The sequence below is a fragment of the Caballeronia sp. LZ016 genome, from assembly GCF_031450805.1.
GTDB lineage: Bacteria > Pseudomonadota > Gammaproteobacteria > Burkholderiales > Burkholderiaceae > Caballeronia.
Genome location: NZ_JARTVY010000001.1, coordinates 2,735,964 through 2,752,648, shown reverse-complemented (window position 1 = coordinate 2,752,648; position 16,685 = coordinate 2,735,964). Strand labels below are relative to the sequence as shown.

The 16,685-nt window shown below is 64.5% G+C and carries 17 protein-coding genes; 7 read left to right on the top strand and 10 right to left on the bottom strand.

What is annotated here, in order from left to right; genetic code table 11:
• Positions 1–149: 149 nt before the first annotated feature.
• The 4 genes from msbA (at position 150) to P9220_RS13035 (ending at position 5,388) form a co-directional block, all read left to right on the top strand.
• On the top strand, positions 150–1,868 hold the full coding sequence (gene msbA / locus P9220_RS13050) for a lipid A export permease/ATP-binding protein MsbA (protein ID WP_404980452.1): 1,719 nt from the start codon (positions 150–152) through the stop codon (positions 1,866–1,868).
• Positions 1,869–1,943: 75 nt separating this feature from the next.
• Positions 1,944–2,912 (top strand): lipopolysaccharide heptosyltransferase I, encoded by a 969-nt coding sequence (gene waaC / locus P9220_RS13045; RefSeq protein WP_309765230.1) that lies wholly within the window; start codon positions 1,944–1,946, stop codon positions 2,910–2,912.
• Between the two features lie 147 nt (positions 2,913–3,059).
• Positions 3,060–4,073, top strand: coding sequence for a glycosyltransferase family 4 protein (locus tag P9220_RS13040; RefSeq protein WP_309765229.1), 1,014 nt, complete (start codon positions 3,060–3,062; stop codon positions 4,071–4,073).
• A 25-nt stretch (positions 4,074–4,098) separates the two neighbouring features.
• Entirely contained in the window at positions 4,099–5,388 is a 1,290-nt protein-coding gene (locus tag P9220_RS13035) for an O-antigen ligase family protein (RefSeq protein WP_309765228.1), read from the top strand.
• Between the two features lie 21 nt (positions 5,389–5,409).
• Here P9220_RS13035 and rng read toward each other — a convergent pair whose 3' ends face one another.
• The 9 genes from rng to upp all read right to left on the bottom strand — a co-directional run bounded on the left by rng (position 5,410) and on the right by upp (position 13,484).
• On the bottom strand, positions 5,410–6,879 hold the full coding sequence (gene rng, locus P9220_RS13030) for a ribonuclease G (protein WP_309765227.1): 1,470 nt from the start codon (positions 6,877–6,879) through the stop codon (positions 5,410–5,412).
• A 7-nt stretch (positions 6,880–6,886) separates the two neighbouring features.
• Positions 6,887–7,501 (bottom strand): Maf family protein, encoded by a 615-nt coding sequence (locus tag P9220_RS13025; protein WP_309765226.1) that lies wholly within the window; start codon positions 7,499–7,501, stop codon positions 6,887–6,889.
• 64 nt (positions 7,502–7,565) lie between these two features.
• A complete protein-coding gene (rlmH, locus tag P9220_RS13020) occupies positions 7,566–8,036 on the bottom strand; it encodes a 23S rRNA (pseudouridine(1915)-N(3))-methyltransferase RlmH (protein WP_309765225.1) in 471 nt (156 codons plus the stop codon).
• An 11-nt stretch (positions 8,037–8,047) separates the two neighbouring features.
• Positions 8,048–8,506, bottom strand: coding sequence for a ribosome silencing factor (rsfS, locus tag P9220_RS13015; protein ID WP_309765224.1), 459 nt, complete (start codon positions 8,504–8,506; stop codon positions 8,048–8,050).
• Positions 8,507–8,508: 2 nt separating this feature from the next.
• On the bottom strand, positions 8,509–9,219 hold the full coding sequence (locus P9220_RS13010) for a nicotinate-nucleotide adenylyltransferase (RefSeq protein ID WP_309765223.1): 711 nt from the start codon (positions 9,217–9,219) through the stop codon (positions 8,509–8,511).
• Entirely contained in the window at positions 9,210–10,169 is a 960-nt protein-coding gene (gene hemF / locus P9220_RS13005) for an oxygen-dependent coproporphyrinogen oxidase (protein ID WP_309765222.1), read from the bottom strand. Before hemF ends, P9220_RS13010 begins: the two co-directional genes overlap by 10 nt.
• A 110-nt stretch (positions 10,170–10,279) precedes the next feature.
• The gene (gene purD, locus P9220_RS13000; protein ID WP_309765221.1) at positions 10,280–11,569 is read right to left on the bottom strand and encodes a phosphoribosylamine--glycine ligase; all 1,290 of its coding nucleotides are present in this window, start codon (positions 11,567–11,569) and stop codon (positions 10,280–10,282) included.
• 209 nt (positions 11,570–11,778) lie between these two features.
• Positions 11,779–12,507, bottom strand: coding sequence for a YebC/PmpR family DNA-binding transcriptional regulator (locus P9220_RS12995; protein ID WP_309765220.1), 729 nt, complete (start codon positions 12,505–12,507; stop codon positions 11,779–11,781).
• Positions 12,508–12,830: 323 nt separating this feature from the next.
• Positions 12,831–13,484 carry a uracil phosphoribosyltransferase gene (upp, locus tag P9220_RS12990; protein ID WP_309765219.1) on the bottom strand — a complete coding sequence of 218 codons (654 nt, stop codon included), beginning with the start codon at positions 13,482–13,484 and terminating at the stop codon, positions 12,831–12,833.
• A gap of 296 nt (positions 13,485–13,780) precedes the next feature.
• Here upp and P9220_RS12985 point away from each other — a divergent pair, with 296 nt between their 5' ends.
• The 3 genes from P9220_RS12985 to P9220_RS12975 are packed head-to-tail and all read left to right on the top strand — an operon-like array spanning position 13,781 to position 15,958.
• Positions 13,781–14,560 (top strand): SDR family oxidoreductase, encoded by a 780-nt coding sequence (locus P9220_RS12985; protein WP_309765218.1) that lies wholly within the window; start codon positions 13,781–13,783, stop codon positions 14,558–14,560.
• A 2-nt stretch (positions 14,561–14,562) separates the two neighbouring features.
• Positions 14,563–14,952, top strand: coding sequence for a methylglyoxal synthase (locus tag P9220_RS12980; RefSeq protein WP_309765217.1), 390 nt, complete (start codon positions 14,563–14,565; stop codon positions 14,950–14,952).
• A 31-nt stretch (positions 14,953–14,983) separates the two neighbouring features.
• Positions 14,984–15,958, top strand: coding sequence for a quinone oxidoreductase (locus tag P9220_RS12975; protein WP_309765216.1), 975 nt, complete (start codon positions 14,984–14,986; stop codon positions 15,956–15,958).
• An 18-nt stretch (positions 15,959–15,976) separates the two neighbouring features.
• On the opposite strand, the gene P9220_RS12970 is transcribed toward P9220_RS12975, so the two are convergent.
• Entirely contained in the window at positions 15,977–16,672 is a 696-nt protein-coding gene (locus tag P9220_RS12970; RefSeq protein ID WP_309765215.1) for an SDR family oxidoreductase, read from the bottom strand.
• Positions 16,673–16,685 lie beyond the last annotated feature (13 nt).

The window sequence follows — 16,685 nt, the reverse complement described above, 5'->3', positions numbered from 1 at the left end:
GCGCGGGGCTTATGTCGCCCGGCGCGGTTCTTCGTCCGGCTGACGCATTCGCGAGCCGGGACAACGCAACGGCAGAGGATCATTTGAGCGAGAAGCAGACACTTAGGAAGACCATCGGCGAGGGCGAGAATTCATCGTCCACCGCCGTCATGCGGCGGCTCTGGCCGTATCTGCGGCCGCTCATGGGCTTCGTGCTCCTCGGTCTTCTCGCGATGGGCTTCGTCGCCGCGAGCGAGGCCGGCATCCCGATGCTGCTGAAGCCCTTGCTCGATCACGGCTTCGGCACCAAGGGCAGCGACAAGGCGCGGTGGGTCGTGCCGGTTGCGGTGATCGGCCTCGCGCTGGTACGCGGCGCCGCGCAGTATGCTTCCGGCTACTTCCTTTCGTATGTGTCGAACAAGATTCTGCTGCAGTTGCGTCTGCAGATGTTCGATCGCATGATCCACACGAGCGCGGGCTTCTTCCAGCGCGAGACGGCAAGCACGGTCATCAACGCGATCGTCTTCGAAGTCAATCAGATCCTTCAGGTGTTGTCCGGCGTCGTGGTGACGCTCGTGCGGGATTCGCTCACTGTCGTCTTCCTGCTTGGCTATCTATTCATCCTGAACTGGCGTCTCACGCTGATCGTCGCGGTGATTTTGCCCGCCATCGGCTGGCTCGTGTCGAAGATCAACCGGCGCTTGCGTCGGCTGAATCGCGAACATCAGATGCTGACGAACGAGCTGTCGTATATCGTCGAAGAGACGGTGGGCGGTTATAAGGTCGTGAAGGTGCACAACGGCGAACCGTACGAGATGGGGCGCTTCTCGGAAATGAGCGGGCGCTTGCGCGGCTACGCGATGCGCATGCAGGTGTCCGGCGGTCTCGCACAGCCGCTCACGCAGTTCCTCGCTTCCATTGCGCTCGCCATCGTCATTACCATCGCGGTGTTGCAATCGGCGAGCGACCAGACCACGGTCGGCGGCTTCGTCGCGTTCGTCACGTCGATGCTGCTCGTCATTTCGCCGCTGAAACATCTGATCGACGTGAACCAGCCGCTTCAGCGCGGCGTGACGGCGGCCGAGCTGATCTTCGGGCTCATCGATGAACCGCCGGAGCCTGCGGGCGGCGGGCGGCCGCTTGCGCGCGCCGAGGGCAGCATCGAATTCCGGCACGTGTCGTTTAATTACGGCACGCAGGACCGCGCCACGCTCGACGACGTCTCGTTCAAGGTCGCGCCCGGTGAAATGGTCGCGCTGGCGGGACCGTCGGGGAGCGGCAAAACCACGCTCGTCAACCTGCTGCCGCGCTTCTTCGATCCGGCGGGCGGCCAGGTGCTCGTCGACGGCGTACCCATCACCGAATACGCGCTGCACGATCTGCGCGCGCAGATTGCGATGGTCAGTCAGGACGTCGTCCTTTTCAACGACACGATCGCCGCGAACGTCGCATACGGCACCGTTCCGGACCGCGACCGGGTGCTCGCCGCGCTGGCTGCAGCGAATCTGGCGGACGTGATCGCGTCGCTGCCCGACGGCATGGACACGCTAATCGGCGGCAACGGTATGCGGCTGTCGGGTGGACAGCGGCAACGGCTGGCCATTGCGCGCGCCATCTACAAGGACGCGCCGATTCTGATTCTCGACGAAGCGACGTCCGCGCTCGATTCAGAGTCGGAGCGGCACGTGCAGTCCGCACTGGAAACGCTGATGAAAGGCCGCACGACGCTCGTGATCGCGCACCGGCTGTCGACGATCGAGCGCGCCGACCGCATTCTCGTGCTGGAAGCGGGCAGGATCGCGGAGCAGGGCAGTCATGCGGAGCTGCTGCGGCTCGGTGGTCTGTACGCGCATCTGCATCGCATCCAGTATCAGCAACAGGCGGCGTGAAGCCGTTCTGCTGCGTTCCATTCCACAACTCGCCTTTGTCGAACGAGCAGTTTCCAACATGCAAGCGATCGCAGAATGAAGCGGGTTCTGATAGTGAAGGTCAGTTCGTTGGGCGATGTGATCCAGGCACAGGCGGTGGTCGGTGATCTGCATCGCGCGTTTCCGGGGCTGAAGGTCGACTGGGCGACCGACGAGAATTTCGCCGACATACCGCGCTGGAATGCGGGCGTCGCCCGGGTGTTGTGCGCGCCGCTGCGTCGCTTCAAGAAGGCGCGGAACCTGCAGGATCTGAAGGCCATCTGGGCGTCGATTGCCGATTTGCGGCGCGAGCGTTACGACGCCGTGTTCGACCTGCACGGCGTGTACAAGAGCGCGATCATCTCGTTTCTGGCCCGCTCGAAGCGCCGGTTCGGTTACTCGAACGTGAACCTCGGCGAGCGTGGCGCGGCGTTCGCGTACACGCACCGGTTCGCGCCTCGCCATGACGCGAACGCATGGCGAGGCATGCGCCAGACACTGGCCGACACGCTCGGTTATGCGATCGAAGCGGCCCCGCCCAGCGTATTCGCAATTCCGAAGCCCGCCGCGCCGCTTCCAGTGACGAAGGACATGCCGTACGCGTTGCTCTTTCACGCGACGTCGAAGGCGGAGAAGAAGTGGCCGCTCGACAGGTGGATTGCGGTCGCGCAGGCGCTCGTCGCGCGGGGCGTGACGCCGCTCCTTCCGTGGGGCTCCGACGCCGAGCGGCGCGACGCCGAAGCGATCGCGCAGAGCGTGGCGGGCGCGCGCGTGCTGCCCCGTCTGACGCTCGAAGCGATGGCTCAGCATATCGCGCTGGCCGCGCTGGTCGTCGGAACGGACACGGGTCTCGTGCATCTCGCGAGCGAATTGCGGCGTCCGACGGTGATGATTTTCAGCGCGACGTCGCGGCCGCACTTCGGTGTAGATATTCCCGGCTTGTGCGTCTCGATCGGCGATAAAGACAATCCGCCGTCCGTCGAACAGGCCCTTGCGGCCATTGGTTCCGTAATTGAGCGTTTTTGAAGATACTGGTTACGGATTTCTACGCAGTGGTAAGGCGCCGGGTCGTCGAGTTGCGCGACCGAGGCGGTTTATCGGCGTGTCGCATCCGCTTCGCATCGGTGACGGCATGCGTCGCGACAAGACTCTCTCCATTGGTCACTAAGCCAAATGCCTAACGCAGTGCCCGAGCCGACCATTCACCTCATCAACGGTTTCATGAATGAGAACGGCGGCAGCGAGCAGGAAGCCCTGCATCTCGCCCGTCTGTTACGCGATCGCAGCGATCTCACGCTGTGGTCGCCGTCGTCGCGTTGTTCGCCCGACCTTGCGCGTCGCCACGGCATTCGGCGGATCGGGCTCGGGGCGGGGCATCGTCCGAACGGCGGGACGTACGTGTTCATCGGCTCGCACTGGCGCAACAAGCTGTGGCCGTATCTGTGCCGCGCGCCGCAGCGTCTGATCTACGTGTACAACACGTTCCATCCGAAGATCCTCTCGCTAACCTCGACGCATCCTCCGATGCTGCGCTGGCCGCGCACCGAATACGTGTTCATTTCGGAGTTTCAAAGGAGACTGCTGGGCGTCGACGGGGAAGTGCAGCCCTCTCCCATCGATATCGTGCAGTTCTCGCCCGCCGCGCAACGGCATCGGGACGACGCACGCCCGGTCATCGGACGCCTGAGCCGCGATACGCTCGACAAGCACGATCTCGAAGACATCGCGCTCTATCAGGCATGGGCCGACGAGGGCGCCGCGATACGCCTGCAAGGCGCGACCGCTCTGCGCGATGCCGCCGAGGGCGCGCTCGCCGATTCTCCGCTCGTTCAGATGCTGCCCGAAGGCGCGATGCCCGCCGTGACTTTCCTCCAGAGCCTCGATGTCTTTTATTATCGGACGGGCGCGCACGTGGAGACATTCGGACGGGTCGTGCTCGAAGCGATGGCGTGCGGCCTGCCGGTCGTTTGTCACCGGCGCGGCGGCTACGCCGAATGGATTCGCCATGGCGAGAACGGCTTCCTGTTCGATACGACGAAGGAGGCGCGCGGTCTCGTCAGCACGTTGCTGAAGGATCGGGCGCTGCGCGAATCGATCGGAGAGCGAGCCCGCCGCACGGTCGAGTCGATCTATTCGGACGACGCGCTGCGAAGCCGTGCCGATTTCTATCTGCGTGGCGCGCAATGAAGCAACGGGGCAGCGGAAACACATAATGCAAGTCACACAGATCAAAAAGCTGGGCCGGTCGGGTACCGAGTCCTATCAATTGCTGCTGGCAAGATGGTTCGCCATCCTGACGCTTTGTCTTGTGCCGATTTCGACGGCCGGCGTGAATCTCGGCTCTGCCGTGTTCGCCATCCTGGCGCTGATATCGCCCGAAGTATGGCGGCGTGCGCGTACGCTGCGCCTGCGGTCGCCGGCGGCGCTGGCGGCGCTCGTATTGTTCCTGGCGCTCGCATTGAGTCTCGCGTACACGTCGCCGGGAATGAACGAGGCGGTCGACTTTCTGATGAAGTATCGAAAGCTGCTCTTCATACCGCTGCTTTTTCTGGTCTTTTCCGACGATGAATCCGCCGCATGGGCAAGCCTTGCCGTGTGGGGGCTTTTCGCGTCGCTCGTGTTGACGATGGTCCTGACCTACACGAACTATTTCGGCTGGACCGCCGTGGGACCGGTGCATGGCACCGACGCGGTGACGAGGCCGTGGGTCTTCAAGGATCACATTTCCGGCGGCCTGATGATGGCGTTCCTCGTCTGCCTCGCGTCATCGCTCGCGAAGGCGGCGAAACACGCGGGCGCGAGCAGGGCGCTCTATGTGGTCGCAGTGCTGGCAATGGTCAACGTGCTGTTCGTGCTGCAGGGACGCACGGGGCAGGTGGTCGCGATTGCGTACATCGCCATCTATCTCGTCATGCACGCGGCACAGTTTCGCCGGTACGACCAGCGCGCCCGCTGGATCGCGGCCGTCGGCGCGATCATCGTATGCATGTGCGTCGGAGCATTCGTCATGTACGGGAAGGATTCGCGCCTCGCCGATACCGCCCAGGAAATCACCCAGTTCGAAACGCAGAACAAGAACACGTCGATGGGCGTGCGTATCGAGTTCTACCGGCGCAGCATCGCGCTGATGGCGGAGCGGCCGATCGCCGGTTTCGGCGTCGGGAGCGTGCGCACGCAGTTCGAGCGGCTCGCGAGCACGCAGACGGGCGGGCGCGCGGCGATGGCGGGCAATCCGCACAACGAGTTCTTCCTGATGGGCGTGCAACTCGGGCTCATCGGCGTTGCGCTCTTTGTCTGGTTCCTGGTCGCCGTGGGAAAAGCGTGTCAGCGCCTCGCCGAGCCTGCGCGGGGCATCGCGCAGGGCTATCTCTTTGCGTTCGCGCTGGGCTGTCTCGCGAACTCGTTGCTGCTGAATTTCACCGAGGGCAACCTGTTCGTGTTCCTGATCGGGATACTGATCAGCGCCGCGCCGAAGTCAGGCGGGCACAGCCGGGCAGTGTAGACGGGCGATGCGAGGCCTCCCTCACATCAACACAATGTCATACTGCTCCTGACTCAAATTCGACTCCACCTGCAGCGAAACCGGCTTCCCGATGAAGTCCATCAGCATCGCCAGATGCTGAGACTCTTCTTCGAGAAAAAGATCGATGACCTGCTGCGAAGCCACCACGCGAAATTCGCGCGGATTGAACTGCCGCGATTCGCGCATGATCTCGCGCAGCACGTCGTAGCAAACGGTCCGCGGCGTCTTCACTTGCCCCTTGCCCTGACAAGTCGGACACGGCTCGCACAACACATGCGCAAGCGATTCCCGCGTGCGCTTGCGCGTCATCTCCACGAGCCCGAGCTGTGAAAAGCCATTGACGGTCACGCGCGTCCGATCCCGCGACAACGCCTTCTTCAGCTCCCCCAGAACCTGATCGCGATGCTCGACATTCTCCATGTCGATGAAATCGATGATGATGATCCCGCCGAGATTCCTCAACCGCAGTTGCCGCGCGATCGTATGCGCCGCTTCGAGGTTGGTCTTGAAGATCGTATCGTCGAAATTGCGCGCGCCGACGTAGCCGCCGGTGTTCACGTCGATGGTCGTCATCGCTTCGGTCTGGTCGATCATCAGATAGCCGCCCGACTTGAGATCGACGCGCCGCGACAGCGCCCGCAATATCTCCGCCTCGATGTTGTACAAATCGAAAAGCGGCCGCTCGCCAGTGTAGTGATGCAGCCGCGACGCCACCGCCGGCGTGAACTCCGCCGCGAAATCCGCGAGCATCTGATACGTCTCGCGTGAATCCACCTGGATGCGCGTGGTCTCGTCGTTGACGAAATCGCGCAGCACGCGTTGCGCGAGATTCAAATCCTGATAGAGCAGCGTCGTCGGCGGCACGCGCTGCGCCTGCGTCACGATGGTCGCCCACGTCTTGCGCAAGTACGCGACATCGGCGGCAAGCTCCTCGCTCGTCGCGTCTTCCGCAATCGTACGCACGATATAGCCGCCTTTCTCGTCGGCCGGCAGCACGGCGGTCAGCCGCGCACGCACCGCCTCGCGATCCGCTTCGCTTTCGATCTTCTGCGAGATGCCGATATGCGGCTCCTGCGGCAGATACACCAGGGTGCGTCCCGCAATGCTCACTTGCGTCGAAAGCCGCGCGCCCTTGGTGCCGATCGGGTCCTTCACGACCTGCACCATCAGCGCCTGTCCTTCGAACACGATCTTCTCGATCGGCACATGCGCGCCCGATCCATGCGGCTCCCCCGCAATGCGCGGATGCCAGATATCGGCGACATGAAGAAACGCCGCGCGCTCCAGGCCGATATCGATGAACGCCGATTGCATGCCCGGCAGCACACGCACGACCTTGCCGAGATACACATTGCCGACGCGTCCGCGCGACAGCGTACGCTCGACATGAAGCTCCTGAACAGCGCCTTGCTGAACCAGTGCGACGCGGGTTTCCTGCGGTGTGACGTTGATCAGGATTTCTTCGTTCATGGCCTGTTTAGAATTCGACGCGCGCCACGCGCAAGAGTGCTGCCGTTTCGAAAAGGGGCAGACCCATGATACCCGAATAGGACCCGTCGATTCGCTCGATGAACTCCGCAGCGCGGCCCTGTATGCCATACGCGCCGGCCTTGCCGAGCGGCTCGCCCGTGGCCGCATAGCGTTGCAGCGCAGCACGGTCCACAGGCGCGAAGCGCACGGCCGAACGCGACAACACCGGCTCGAGCAGCGCGCCTTGCGCATCCACGACGGCGATGGCGGTCAGCACTTCGTGCTCGCGCCCGGCGAGGCGTTTGAGCATCGCGATAGCGTCTTCTTCGTGCAGGGGCTTGCCGAGAATATGACCGTCGATGGTCACGGTCGTATCGGCGACGAGGATCGGTGCGACGGCGTGACTGCCCGCGAGCAGGCGATCACGCGCGGCATGTGCCTTGAGCGCACATACGCGCATGACATACGCATCGGCGGATTCGCCGGGCAGTTCGGCTTCGAGCGCTTCGGCGTCTTCGTCGGCGCGCGGCAGCAGCAGTTCATAGCGCACGCCGAGTTGCCTGAGCAACTCCTGTCGACGCGGACTTTGTGAGGCGAGATAAACGTAGGGATGAGCGGACATCGGATAGTTGAAGTTCGAAGCGCGCGGCTTTCGACGTCCAACCAGGGCGAACGATGAGAAAGACTCACGCGCGGTGATAAGGATGATTCTGCGTGATGCTCCACGCCCGGTAAAGCTGCTCGGCGAGCAGCACGCGCACCATGCCGTGCGGCAGCGTCAAACTCGACACGCGCAGCATGATTTCGGCGCGGGCCTTCACTTCGGGCGCGAGCCCATCCGCGCCGCCGATCACGAAGGCGACATCGCGCCCGTCCTGCTGCCAGCCCGGCAGGGCGCCCGCCAGTTGCATCGTGGTCCAGTCGCGGCCGCGTTCATCGAGTGCGACGACGCGCGCGTTCTTCGGCAAGGCGGCTTCGATACGCTGCTTCTCCGCAGCCATCACGCTCTCTGCGTTGCGCCCCGACGATCGTTGCTCGGGCTTGATCTCCTTCAGCTCGATGCGCAACTCGGGCGGCATGCGCTTCGCGTATTCCTCGAAGCCATTCGTGATCCAGTCGGGCATCTTGTGTCCGACGGCAAGGATGACCAGCTTCATGAAGACGCGATTTACGCCTGCTTGCGCGCAGTCTTGCGTGCGGGGCGTTTGACTGCCGGCGCGTCGTCTTCGTCTTCATCCTCGTCTTCGTCCGCGGTGACGCGCGCGCCGCCGAACATGCTCGGCTTCTGCAGCTTCACGCGCACGGGCTTGTCGCCCCAGACTTCCTCGAGGTTGTAGTACTGGCGCAGCGCCGGCTGAAGGATGTGCACGACCGCGTCGCCGCAATCGACCAGCACCCATTCGCCGATGTCTTCGCCTTCCGTGCTGATGATGTCGCCACCCGCTGACCGGACCTTCTCGCGCACGCTGTTGGCGAGCGCCTTGGTCTGCCGGTTCGACGTCCCGCTCGCCACGACCACGCGGTCGAACAGCGACGTCAGATGGCTCGTGTTGAACACCTTGATGTCTTGCGCCTTGACGTCTTCGAGACCGTCGATGATCGCGCGTTGAAGCTTTTGAAGTTCCATAGTTACCGTTGATACAGGTGATGTTGAACAATATAGTCCCATACGGCCGATGGGACCTGGGCGCGCGCGTCATGGGCGCCCGCGCCTGCCGTCGTGCTCGCTGCGTGGCGAATCGCCGTTGCGGATACATCCAGAAGCAGCGTCTCGTCGATCAGCACATGACCGTGCGTGGTTCTCTGCAGCACGTCGGCTGGCGCCCGGCGCTCGGCCACTTCGGCCGCGACGGCAGGCGGCAATGTGCCGGTATCGAAGCCGGGCCGCGTTTCGACGCACACGTGCGCGAAATCGAAGAGGCGCTTCCAGTCGTGCCACGAATCGAGCTTGACGAGCTGATCGGCGCCGATCAGAAGCGCCATCGAGGCCGCTCCGCCTTCGCGCTCGCGCCAGTGGGCGAGCGTATCGACCGTGTACGTGGCGCCTTCGCGCTCGATTTCATCGGTGGCGACGGTGATCGTCACGCCGTTGAGATCGAGCGATGCCGCCGCCGCACGCGTCATGGCCAGCCGATGACGCGGCGCCGACACGCCTTCCTTCTGCCACGGCTGGCCCGCCGGCAGCAGCACCAGTTCCGTCAGCTGCAGCAAGCCGGCGAAGCGCCGGGCGAGTGCGAGATGGCCTGCGTGGATGGGATCGAAAGTGCCGCCGAGCAAGCCGATGCGCTTCGCGCAGAGAGCGTTCGCGCCGGCGTAACTGGAAGGCCCGGTCACAGCCATTCCCTGCGCACCAGGAAGTCGCGGTAAAGCCGCGCTTCCGGCGTGCCGGGTTCCGGTTGCCAGTCGTAGCGCCAGTTGGCGACGGGCGGCATCGACATGAGAATGGACTCCGTGCGTCCGCCGCTTTGCAGCCCGAAATGCGTGCCGCGGTCGAAAACGAGATTGAATTCGACGTAGCGGCCTCGCCGGTACGCCTGAAATTCGCGTTCGCGCTCGGTCCAGGGCGTATCACGCCGGCGTTCGATGATCGGCATATACGCCTTCAGAAACGCATCGCCGACGCTTTGCAGCATCGCGAACGAACGCCCGAAACCCGGCTCGGAGAAGTCATCGAAGAAGATTCCGCCGATGCCGCGCGGTTCGTTTCGGTGCTTCAAATAAAAATACTCGTCGCACCAGGTCTTGAAACGCGGGTACAGGTCCGCGCCGAACGGACTCAGGGCATCGCGGCACACGCGGTGAAAATGCACCGCGTCTTCCTCGTACCCATAAACGGGCGTGAGATCCATCCCGCCGCCGAACCAGAAAACGGGTGTTTCACCGTCCTTGAGCGCGATCAGCATCCGCACGTTCATGTGCACGGTCGGGCAGTGCGGATTGCGCGGATGCAGCACGAGCGATACCCCCATCGCCTCGAAGCCGCGCCCGCCAAGCTGCGGACGCGCCGCGCTCGCGGACGGCGGGAGCGCGCCGCCCTGAACGTCCGAGAAACCGATGCCGCCGCGCTCGAAAAATCCGCCGCCTTCGAGAATGCGCGTCACGCCGCCGCCGCGCAGATGCGCACCGGGCTCGCGAGTCCAGGCGTCGGTGGCGAAGGGCGTGCCGTCGAACGCGCCGAGCGCATCGGCAATGGAAGCCTGAAGGCTCGTCAGGTAGTCGCGCACAGCCACGATGTCGGGCGATGCGTCCAGTCGTGCCTGATTGTCCGCGCTGCGGTTCGGTTCACTCATCGATCGATGCACTGCGCCAGCCGGTGGCGCTCAGGTAAGAGATGCGCTTGAAACAGACTGCCGGACACGAGGTCCGGCAGCACGGTGTCGCGTGGCGCTGCGTTCGCGTGTCAGCCGTGACGGTCGGCCTGCTTGCGGTTGACCGCGCGATAGCCGATGTCGCGGCGATACTGCATGCCATCGAACGAGATCTGGTTGACTGTATCGTAGACCACGGATTGCGCGCCGCGCACGGAATCCGCCAGGCCCACGACGCACAGCACGCGTCCGCCGGACGTCGTCAACTTGCCGTCAGCGAGCGTCGTGCCCGCGTGAAAGGTCACCGAATTGTCGGTTTCGGCCGGAATGCCGTTGATCCGGTCGCCCTTGCGCGGCGTTTCCGGATAGTTGTACGCGGCGAGAACCACGCCCAGCGCCGTGCGGCGATCCCAGTCGAGTTCGGCGCCGTCGAGCTTGCCGTCGATGGCCATTTCCACGACCTTCGAGAAATCGCCCTTGAGACGCGCCATGATCGGCTGCGTTTCGGGGTCGCCCATGCGGCAGTTGAATTCGAGCGTCTTCGGATTGCCGTTCGCGTCGATCATCAGGCCGGCGTACAGAAAACCGGTATAGCGGATGCCTTCGTTCTCCATGCCGCGCACCGTCGGCAGGATGATTTCGCGCATCACGCGGGCGTGCAGTTGCGGCGTGACGATCGGCGCGGGCGAATACGCGCCCATGCCGCCCGTGTTCGGGCCGCGGTCGCCGTCGAGCAGGCGCTTGTGATCCTGGCTGGAGGCGAGCGGCAGCACATGCTTGCCGTCCACCATCACGATGAAGCTCGCTTCCTCGCCGGTCAGGAATTCCTCGATCACGACGCGCGCGCCGGCATCGCCGAACTGGTTGTCGGCGAGCATGGAATCGACGGCGGCGTGGGCTTCCTCCGCGTTCATCGCGACGACGACGCCCTTGCCGGCGGCGAGACCGTCCGCCTTCACGACGATCGGCGTGCCTTTCGCGTCGATGTAGGCGTGCGCGGCGGCCGCGTCGGTGAACGTTTCGTATTCGGCGGTCGGGATGTTGTGGCGTTTCATGAACGCCTTGGCGAAGTCCTTCGAGCTTTCCAGCTGCGCGGCTTCTTTCGTCGGCCCGAAAATCCTGAGACCGCGCGAGCGGAACAGATTGACGATGCCCGCCGCGAGCGGCGCTTCCGGTCCGACGACCGTCAGCGACACGTGCTCGTTCTCGACGAAATCGGCGAGCGCCGCCGGATCGGTGATGTCGATGTTGCGCAGGCGCTCGTCTTGCGCGGTGCCGCCGTTGCCGGGCGCCACATAGACGATCTGCACGCGCGGCGACTGCGCGAGCTTCCATGCCAGCGCATGTTCGCGACCGCCGGAACCGACGACGAGTAACTTCATTTGAATCCCCGAAAAACTGGTGTTAAAGCAGTGGCGGCGCACCGGACGGCGCGCATCGAGCGCGAGCGCTGGCTAAGACACGGCAAAACGAAGGCGGCTCGCGCGGACATCGGCTGCGTCACGCGCCTTCCCAACCGTCGAACTCAAGCGAAACGCGTTCCCACAATCGCCGCAATCGCCGCAATCGCCGCAACGGCCGCAGCCCGACGTCACGCGTCGTTGATCGCGGCGTTTGTATAGACTTCCTGCACGTCGTCGAGATTTTCCAGCGCGTCGAGCAGCTTTTGCATCTTCACCGCGTCGTCGCCGCTGAATTCGACTTCCGTCTGCGGTTTCATCGTCACTTCGGCGAGTTCGGCCTTGAAGCCCGCGGCTTCGAGCGCGTCCTTCACCTTCTGGAAGTCGTTCGCCGGGCAGATCACTTCGATGCTGCCGTCCTCGTTCGTCACGACGTCGTCCGCGCCGGCTTCGAGCGCCGCGTCCATGAGCGTGTCTTCGGACGTGCCGGGCGCGAACAGGAACTGGCCGACGTGATCGAACATGAACGACACCGAGCCGTCCGTGCCCATGTTGCCGCCGAACTTCGAGAACGCGTGGCGCACTTCCGCGACGGTGCGGGTGCGGTTGTCCGTCATGGTGTCGACGATGATCGCCGCGCCGCCGATGCCATAGCCCTCGTAGCGGATTTCTTCGTAGTTCGCACCATCGACGCCGCCGACGCCGCGCTGGATCGCGCGGTTGACGTTGTCCTTCGGCATGTTGGCGTCGTAGGCCTTGTCGACGGCGAGCCGCAGGCGCGGGTTCGAATCGATGTCGCCGCCACCCATGCGCGCCGCGACCTGGATTTCCTTGATGAGGCGCGTCCAGACCTTGCCTTTCTTCGCGTCGGCCGCGGCCTTCTTATGCTTGATGTTGGCCCATTTCGAATGACCCGCCATTACCTTTCTCCGTCGCGCGCGGCGAGAAACCGAGCGCCAAATGTGCTGTGATGCGTGCTGAAAATGTCCGCGCCGCCTGGGTTCGCGCGTGGTTGCGTGGTCGAGCGGCAAGCTGGATTCCGTCGGTCAAGCGCGTTTCGCTTGAAGCGTCTTTCGCACGCGCTACCGGGGACGCAGCGCCCGATCGACCGATTAGGAACAGACCGAAATTTTATCATGGCCCCAAGCGGCGGCAGCACCCGCCTGGCCGAACGGACGATGAAAACGAAACCGCCGCACGGGCGTGCGGCGGCGCGGGCGGAGCAGCGAAGCGCGAAAGCGCGTCAGTTGCGCGTGCCGAACAGGCGGTCGCCGGCATCGCCGAGGCCGGGGATGATATACGCATGCTCGTTCAGATGCGAGTCCAGCGACGCCACGTAGAGCTTGACGTCCGGATGCGCGTCCTGGAACACCTTCACGCCCTCCGGCGCGGCCACGAGCGCCACGAAGATGATGTTCTCGTCCTGCACGTTGCGGCGCTTCATCACGTCGACGGCGTGTACGGCCGAGTAACCGGTCGCGACCATCGGATCGCACAGGATGAACACGCGCTCTTCCAGATCGGGCGGCAGGCGCACGAGATACTCGACCGGACGATGATCGTCCGCGCGATACACGCCGATATGCCCGACGCGCGCCGACGGAATCAGGTCGAGCAGGCCGTCCGACATGCCGATGCCCGCGCGCAGCACCGGCACGATCGCGAGCTTCTTGCCGGCGATGACCGGCGCGTCGATTTCGACGAGCGGCGTGGCGACGCGCTTCGTCGTCAGTTGCAGGTTGCGCGTGATCTCATAGCCCATCAGCAGCGTGATTTCCCGCAGCAGTTCGCGGAACGTGCGCGTCGACGTGTCCTTGTCGCGCATGTGCGTGAGCTTGTGCTGGATCAGCGGGTGATTGAGGATGAAGAGATTCGGGAAGCGGCTGTCTTGTTTCATGGGTCTCGCGCGGTGCGCGTCCTGCTCGGGTGATGGTCCTGCCTCAGGCGATGAGCGCGGCGCGCACGGAGCGAGCGCCGGACAAGGCAGTGGCGACAGTTTACCGAAAAGGCCGGCATCGTTTAGGAATAATCGTCCGCTGGCTGTCCGCGGCTCTGTGCATCGCGACCGCCGACGTTGCCGCCCCGATTCTTCTAGAATGCGCGTGAGACGTTTCGAAGCGCGCAACAGATTCGCATCGCGCTTCGCTTCGAGCCAATTATTCGAACACGCAACGACGACATGGAGGATGGACGATGGATCTGGGAATCGCGGGGCGCACCGCGCTCGTATGCGCAGCAAGCAAGGGACTCGGGCGCGGCTGCGCGGAAGCGCTCGCCGCCGAGGGCGTGAATCTGGTGATCACGGCGCGCACGGCCGAAACGCTCGAAGCCACTGCCGAGAGCATCCGTTCGAAGTACGGCGTGGATGTGCAGGCCGTCGCGTGCGACATCACCACGCCCGCCGGTCATGCCGCGGCGCTCGCCGCCTGCCCGCAGCCGGACATCCTCGTGAACAACGCGGGCGGCCCGCCGCCGGGCGACTTCCGCAACTTCACGCATGAAATGTGGATCAAGGCGCTCGAAGCAAACATGCTGACGCCGATCGAGCTGATCAGGCGGACCATCGACGGCATGATCGATCGCGGTTTCGGGCGCATCGTAAACATCACGAGTTCGTCGGTGAAGGCGCCGATCGATGTGCTCGGTCTCTCGAACGGCGCGCGCTCGGGGCTGACCGGCTTCGTCGCGGGCGTGGCGCGCAAGGTCGCGTCCACCGGCGTCACCATCAACAACCTGCTGCCGGGCACCTTCGACACCGACCGCGTCGCCGTCACGTTCGAGGCGCAGGCGAAGGCGCAGAACATCACCGTCGAAGAGGCGCGCGCACAGCGGGCGCAGGCGCTGCCGGCGGGGCGCTTCGGCCACGCCGACGAGTTCGGCAGAACGTGCGCGTTCCTGTGCAGCGTGCATGCGGGCTACATCATCGGGCAGAACGTCCTGATCGATGGCGGCGCTTATCCGGGGACGTACTGAGCATGAGCACGCGCGTCGCGCTGATCGCGCACGACATGAGAAAGGACGACATCGTGGCGCTCGCGGGCCAGTATGCCGAGACGCTCGCGCAGTGCCGGCTCGTCGCGACCGGAACGACGGGCGCGCGCATCGCGGCGGCGCACGGGCTCGAGGTCGAGCGCAAGCTGTCCGGCCCGCACGGCGGCGACTTGCAGATCGGCGGAGAACTGGCGGAGGGCCGCGTCGACGTGGTGATCTTCCTGCGCGACCCGATGACGCCGCAGCCGCACGAGCCGGACATCAACGCGCTCGTGCGCGCCTGCGACGTGCAGAACGTGCCGTGTGCGACCAACGTCGCGACGGCGCGCATGATTCTGGACGAACTGCGCGCACGCCTTCTGCAGGCGCGCTGAAGCATCACGAAACCACGGAGACGATCGAGCGATGACCAAGGCAATCCGATTCGACAAGACAGGCGGCCCGGAAGTGATGAAGTGGGTCGATGTGGACGTGGGCGAGCCGGGCAAGGGCGAAATCCGCGTGAAGCATCACGCGGTGGGGCTCAACTTCATCGACGTGTATTTTCGCACCGGCCTTTATCCGATGCCGCTGCCAGGCGGACTCGGCATGGAAGGCGCGGGCGAAGTGACGGCGGTGGGCGAGGGCGTCACGCAATTCAAGCCGGGCGATCGCGTCGCGTATGCGTCGCGTCCGCCGGGTGCTTATGCCGAAGAGCGTGTCATGGCGGCCGACTACGTCGTGAAGCTGCCGGATGCGATCGGCTATGAGGATGCCGCATCGATCATGCTGCAGGGTCTGACCGCGCAGTATCTGCTGCGCCGCACGTATCAGGTCAAGGCGGGCGACACGGTGCTCATCCACGCGGCGGCGGGCGGTGTGGGCATGCTCGCGTGCCAGTGGGCGAAGGCGCTCGGCGCGACGGTGATCGGCACGGTCGGCTCGGACGAGAAGGCGGAGATTGCGAAGGCGCACGGCTGCGATCATCCGATCGTCTATACGCGCGACAACTTCACTCAGCGCGTGCGCGAGATCACGAACGGCGCGGGCGTGCCGGTCGTCTACGATTCGATCGGCAAGGACACCTACATTGCGTCGCTCGATTGCCTCGCGCCGCTCGGCCTCTTCGTGAGCTTCGGCAATTCGTCGGGGCCGCTGCCGCCGATCGATTCGTCGGAACTCGCGGGACGCGGCTCCCTGTACTTCACGCGCCCGACGCTTTTCAGCTATATCGCGAAGCGCAGCGACCTCGACACGATGGCGGCCGAATTGTTCGATGTCGTGTCGTCGGGGAAGGTCAAGACGAATGTGCGGCAGCGTTATCCGATCGCGGAAGCGGCGCGCGCGCACGAAGACCTGGAAGCGCGCAGAACGACGGGGTCGACCGTTCTGCTGCCTTGAGCACGTGCGTCGCGCGAACTAGACGCGCTGGTTCTGACGCGCGAGCATCGGAGCCAGCGGGTCTCGCGCGATGAGCGCATCGAGCGCGTCATCGAGCGGCTCGTTCCCGCCGACGAAGCCGATCGTCAGATTCTTCACGCCACGCAACATGCATCGCACCGCCAGTTCGGCGACATCTTCGCGCGATACGGCGGGCATGCTGCGCGTCCGCTCGCCGGCCAGTGCAATTGCGCCGCGCGCCGGCGCATCCGACAGCGGGCCGGGCCGCAAAATGACATAGGGCACGCCGCGCTGCGCGACGTAGTCATCGGCTTCGCGTTTCATGCGCGAATAGTGGCGAAGCGAGAGCGGGTTACTGTCGGGATCGAACGCCGACAACGCGCTCACCACGATGAGTTGCCGCACGCGGCGGCGCTTCGCGTAATCGGCGGTGCGCATGACAGCGTCGCGATCGATCGCGCGTTCCTCGTGCACGCCTTCCGTTTCCGCCGATCCGGCGGCATAAATGACGTGAGTGATGTCGTCCAGCGCGTGGGAGAAGTCGTGGGTCAGGTCGCCCAGCACGATCTGCGCGCCGAGCGCCGCGAACTCGCTCTTTTGCGCCGACTTGCGCAACAGCGCGCAAAAAGGGATGCGCTGCTCATGCAGCCGCCGCGCGACAGGACGGCCCGTGCGGCCGTGCGCGCCGATCAGCAGAACTTTCATCGCTTTCATTCGTGGTCGCTCC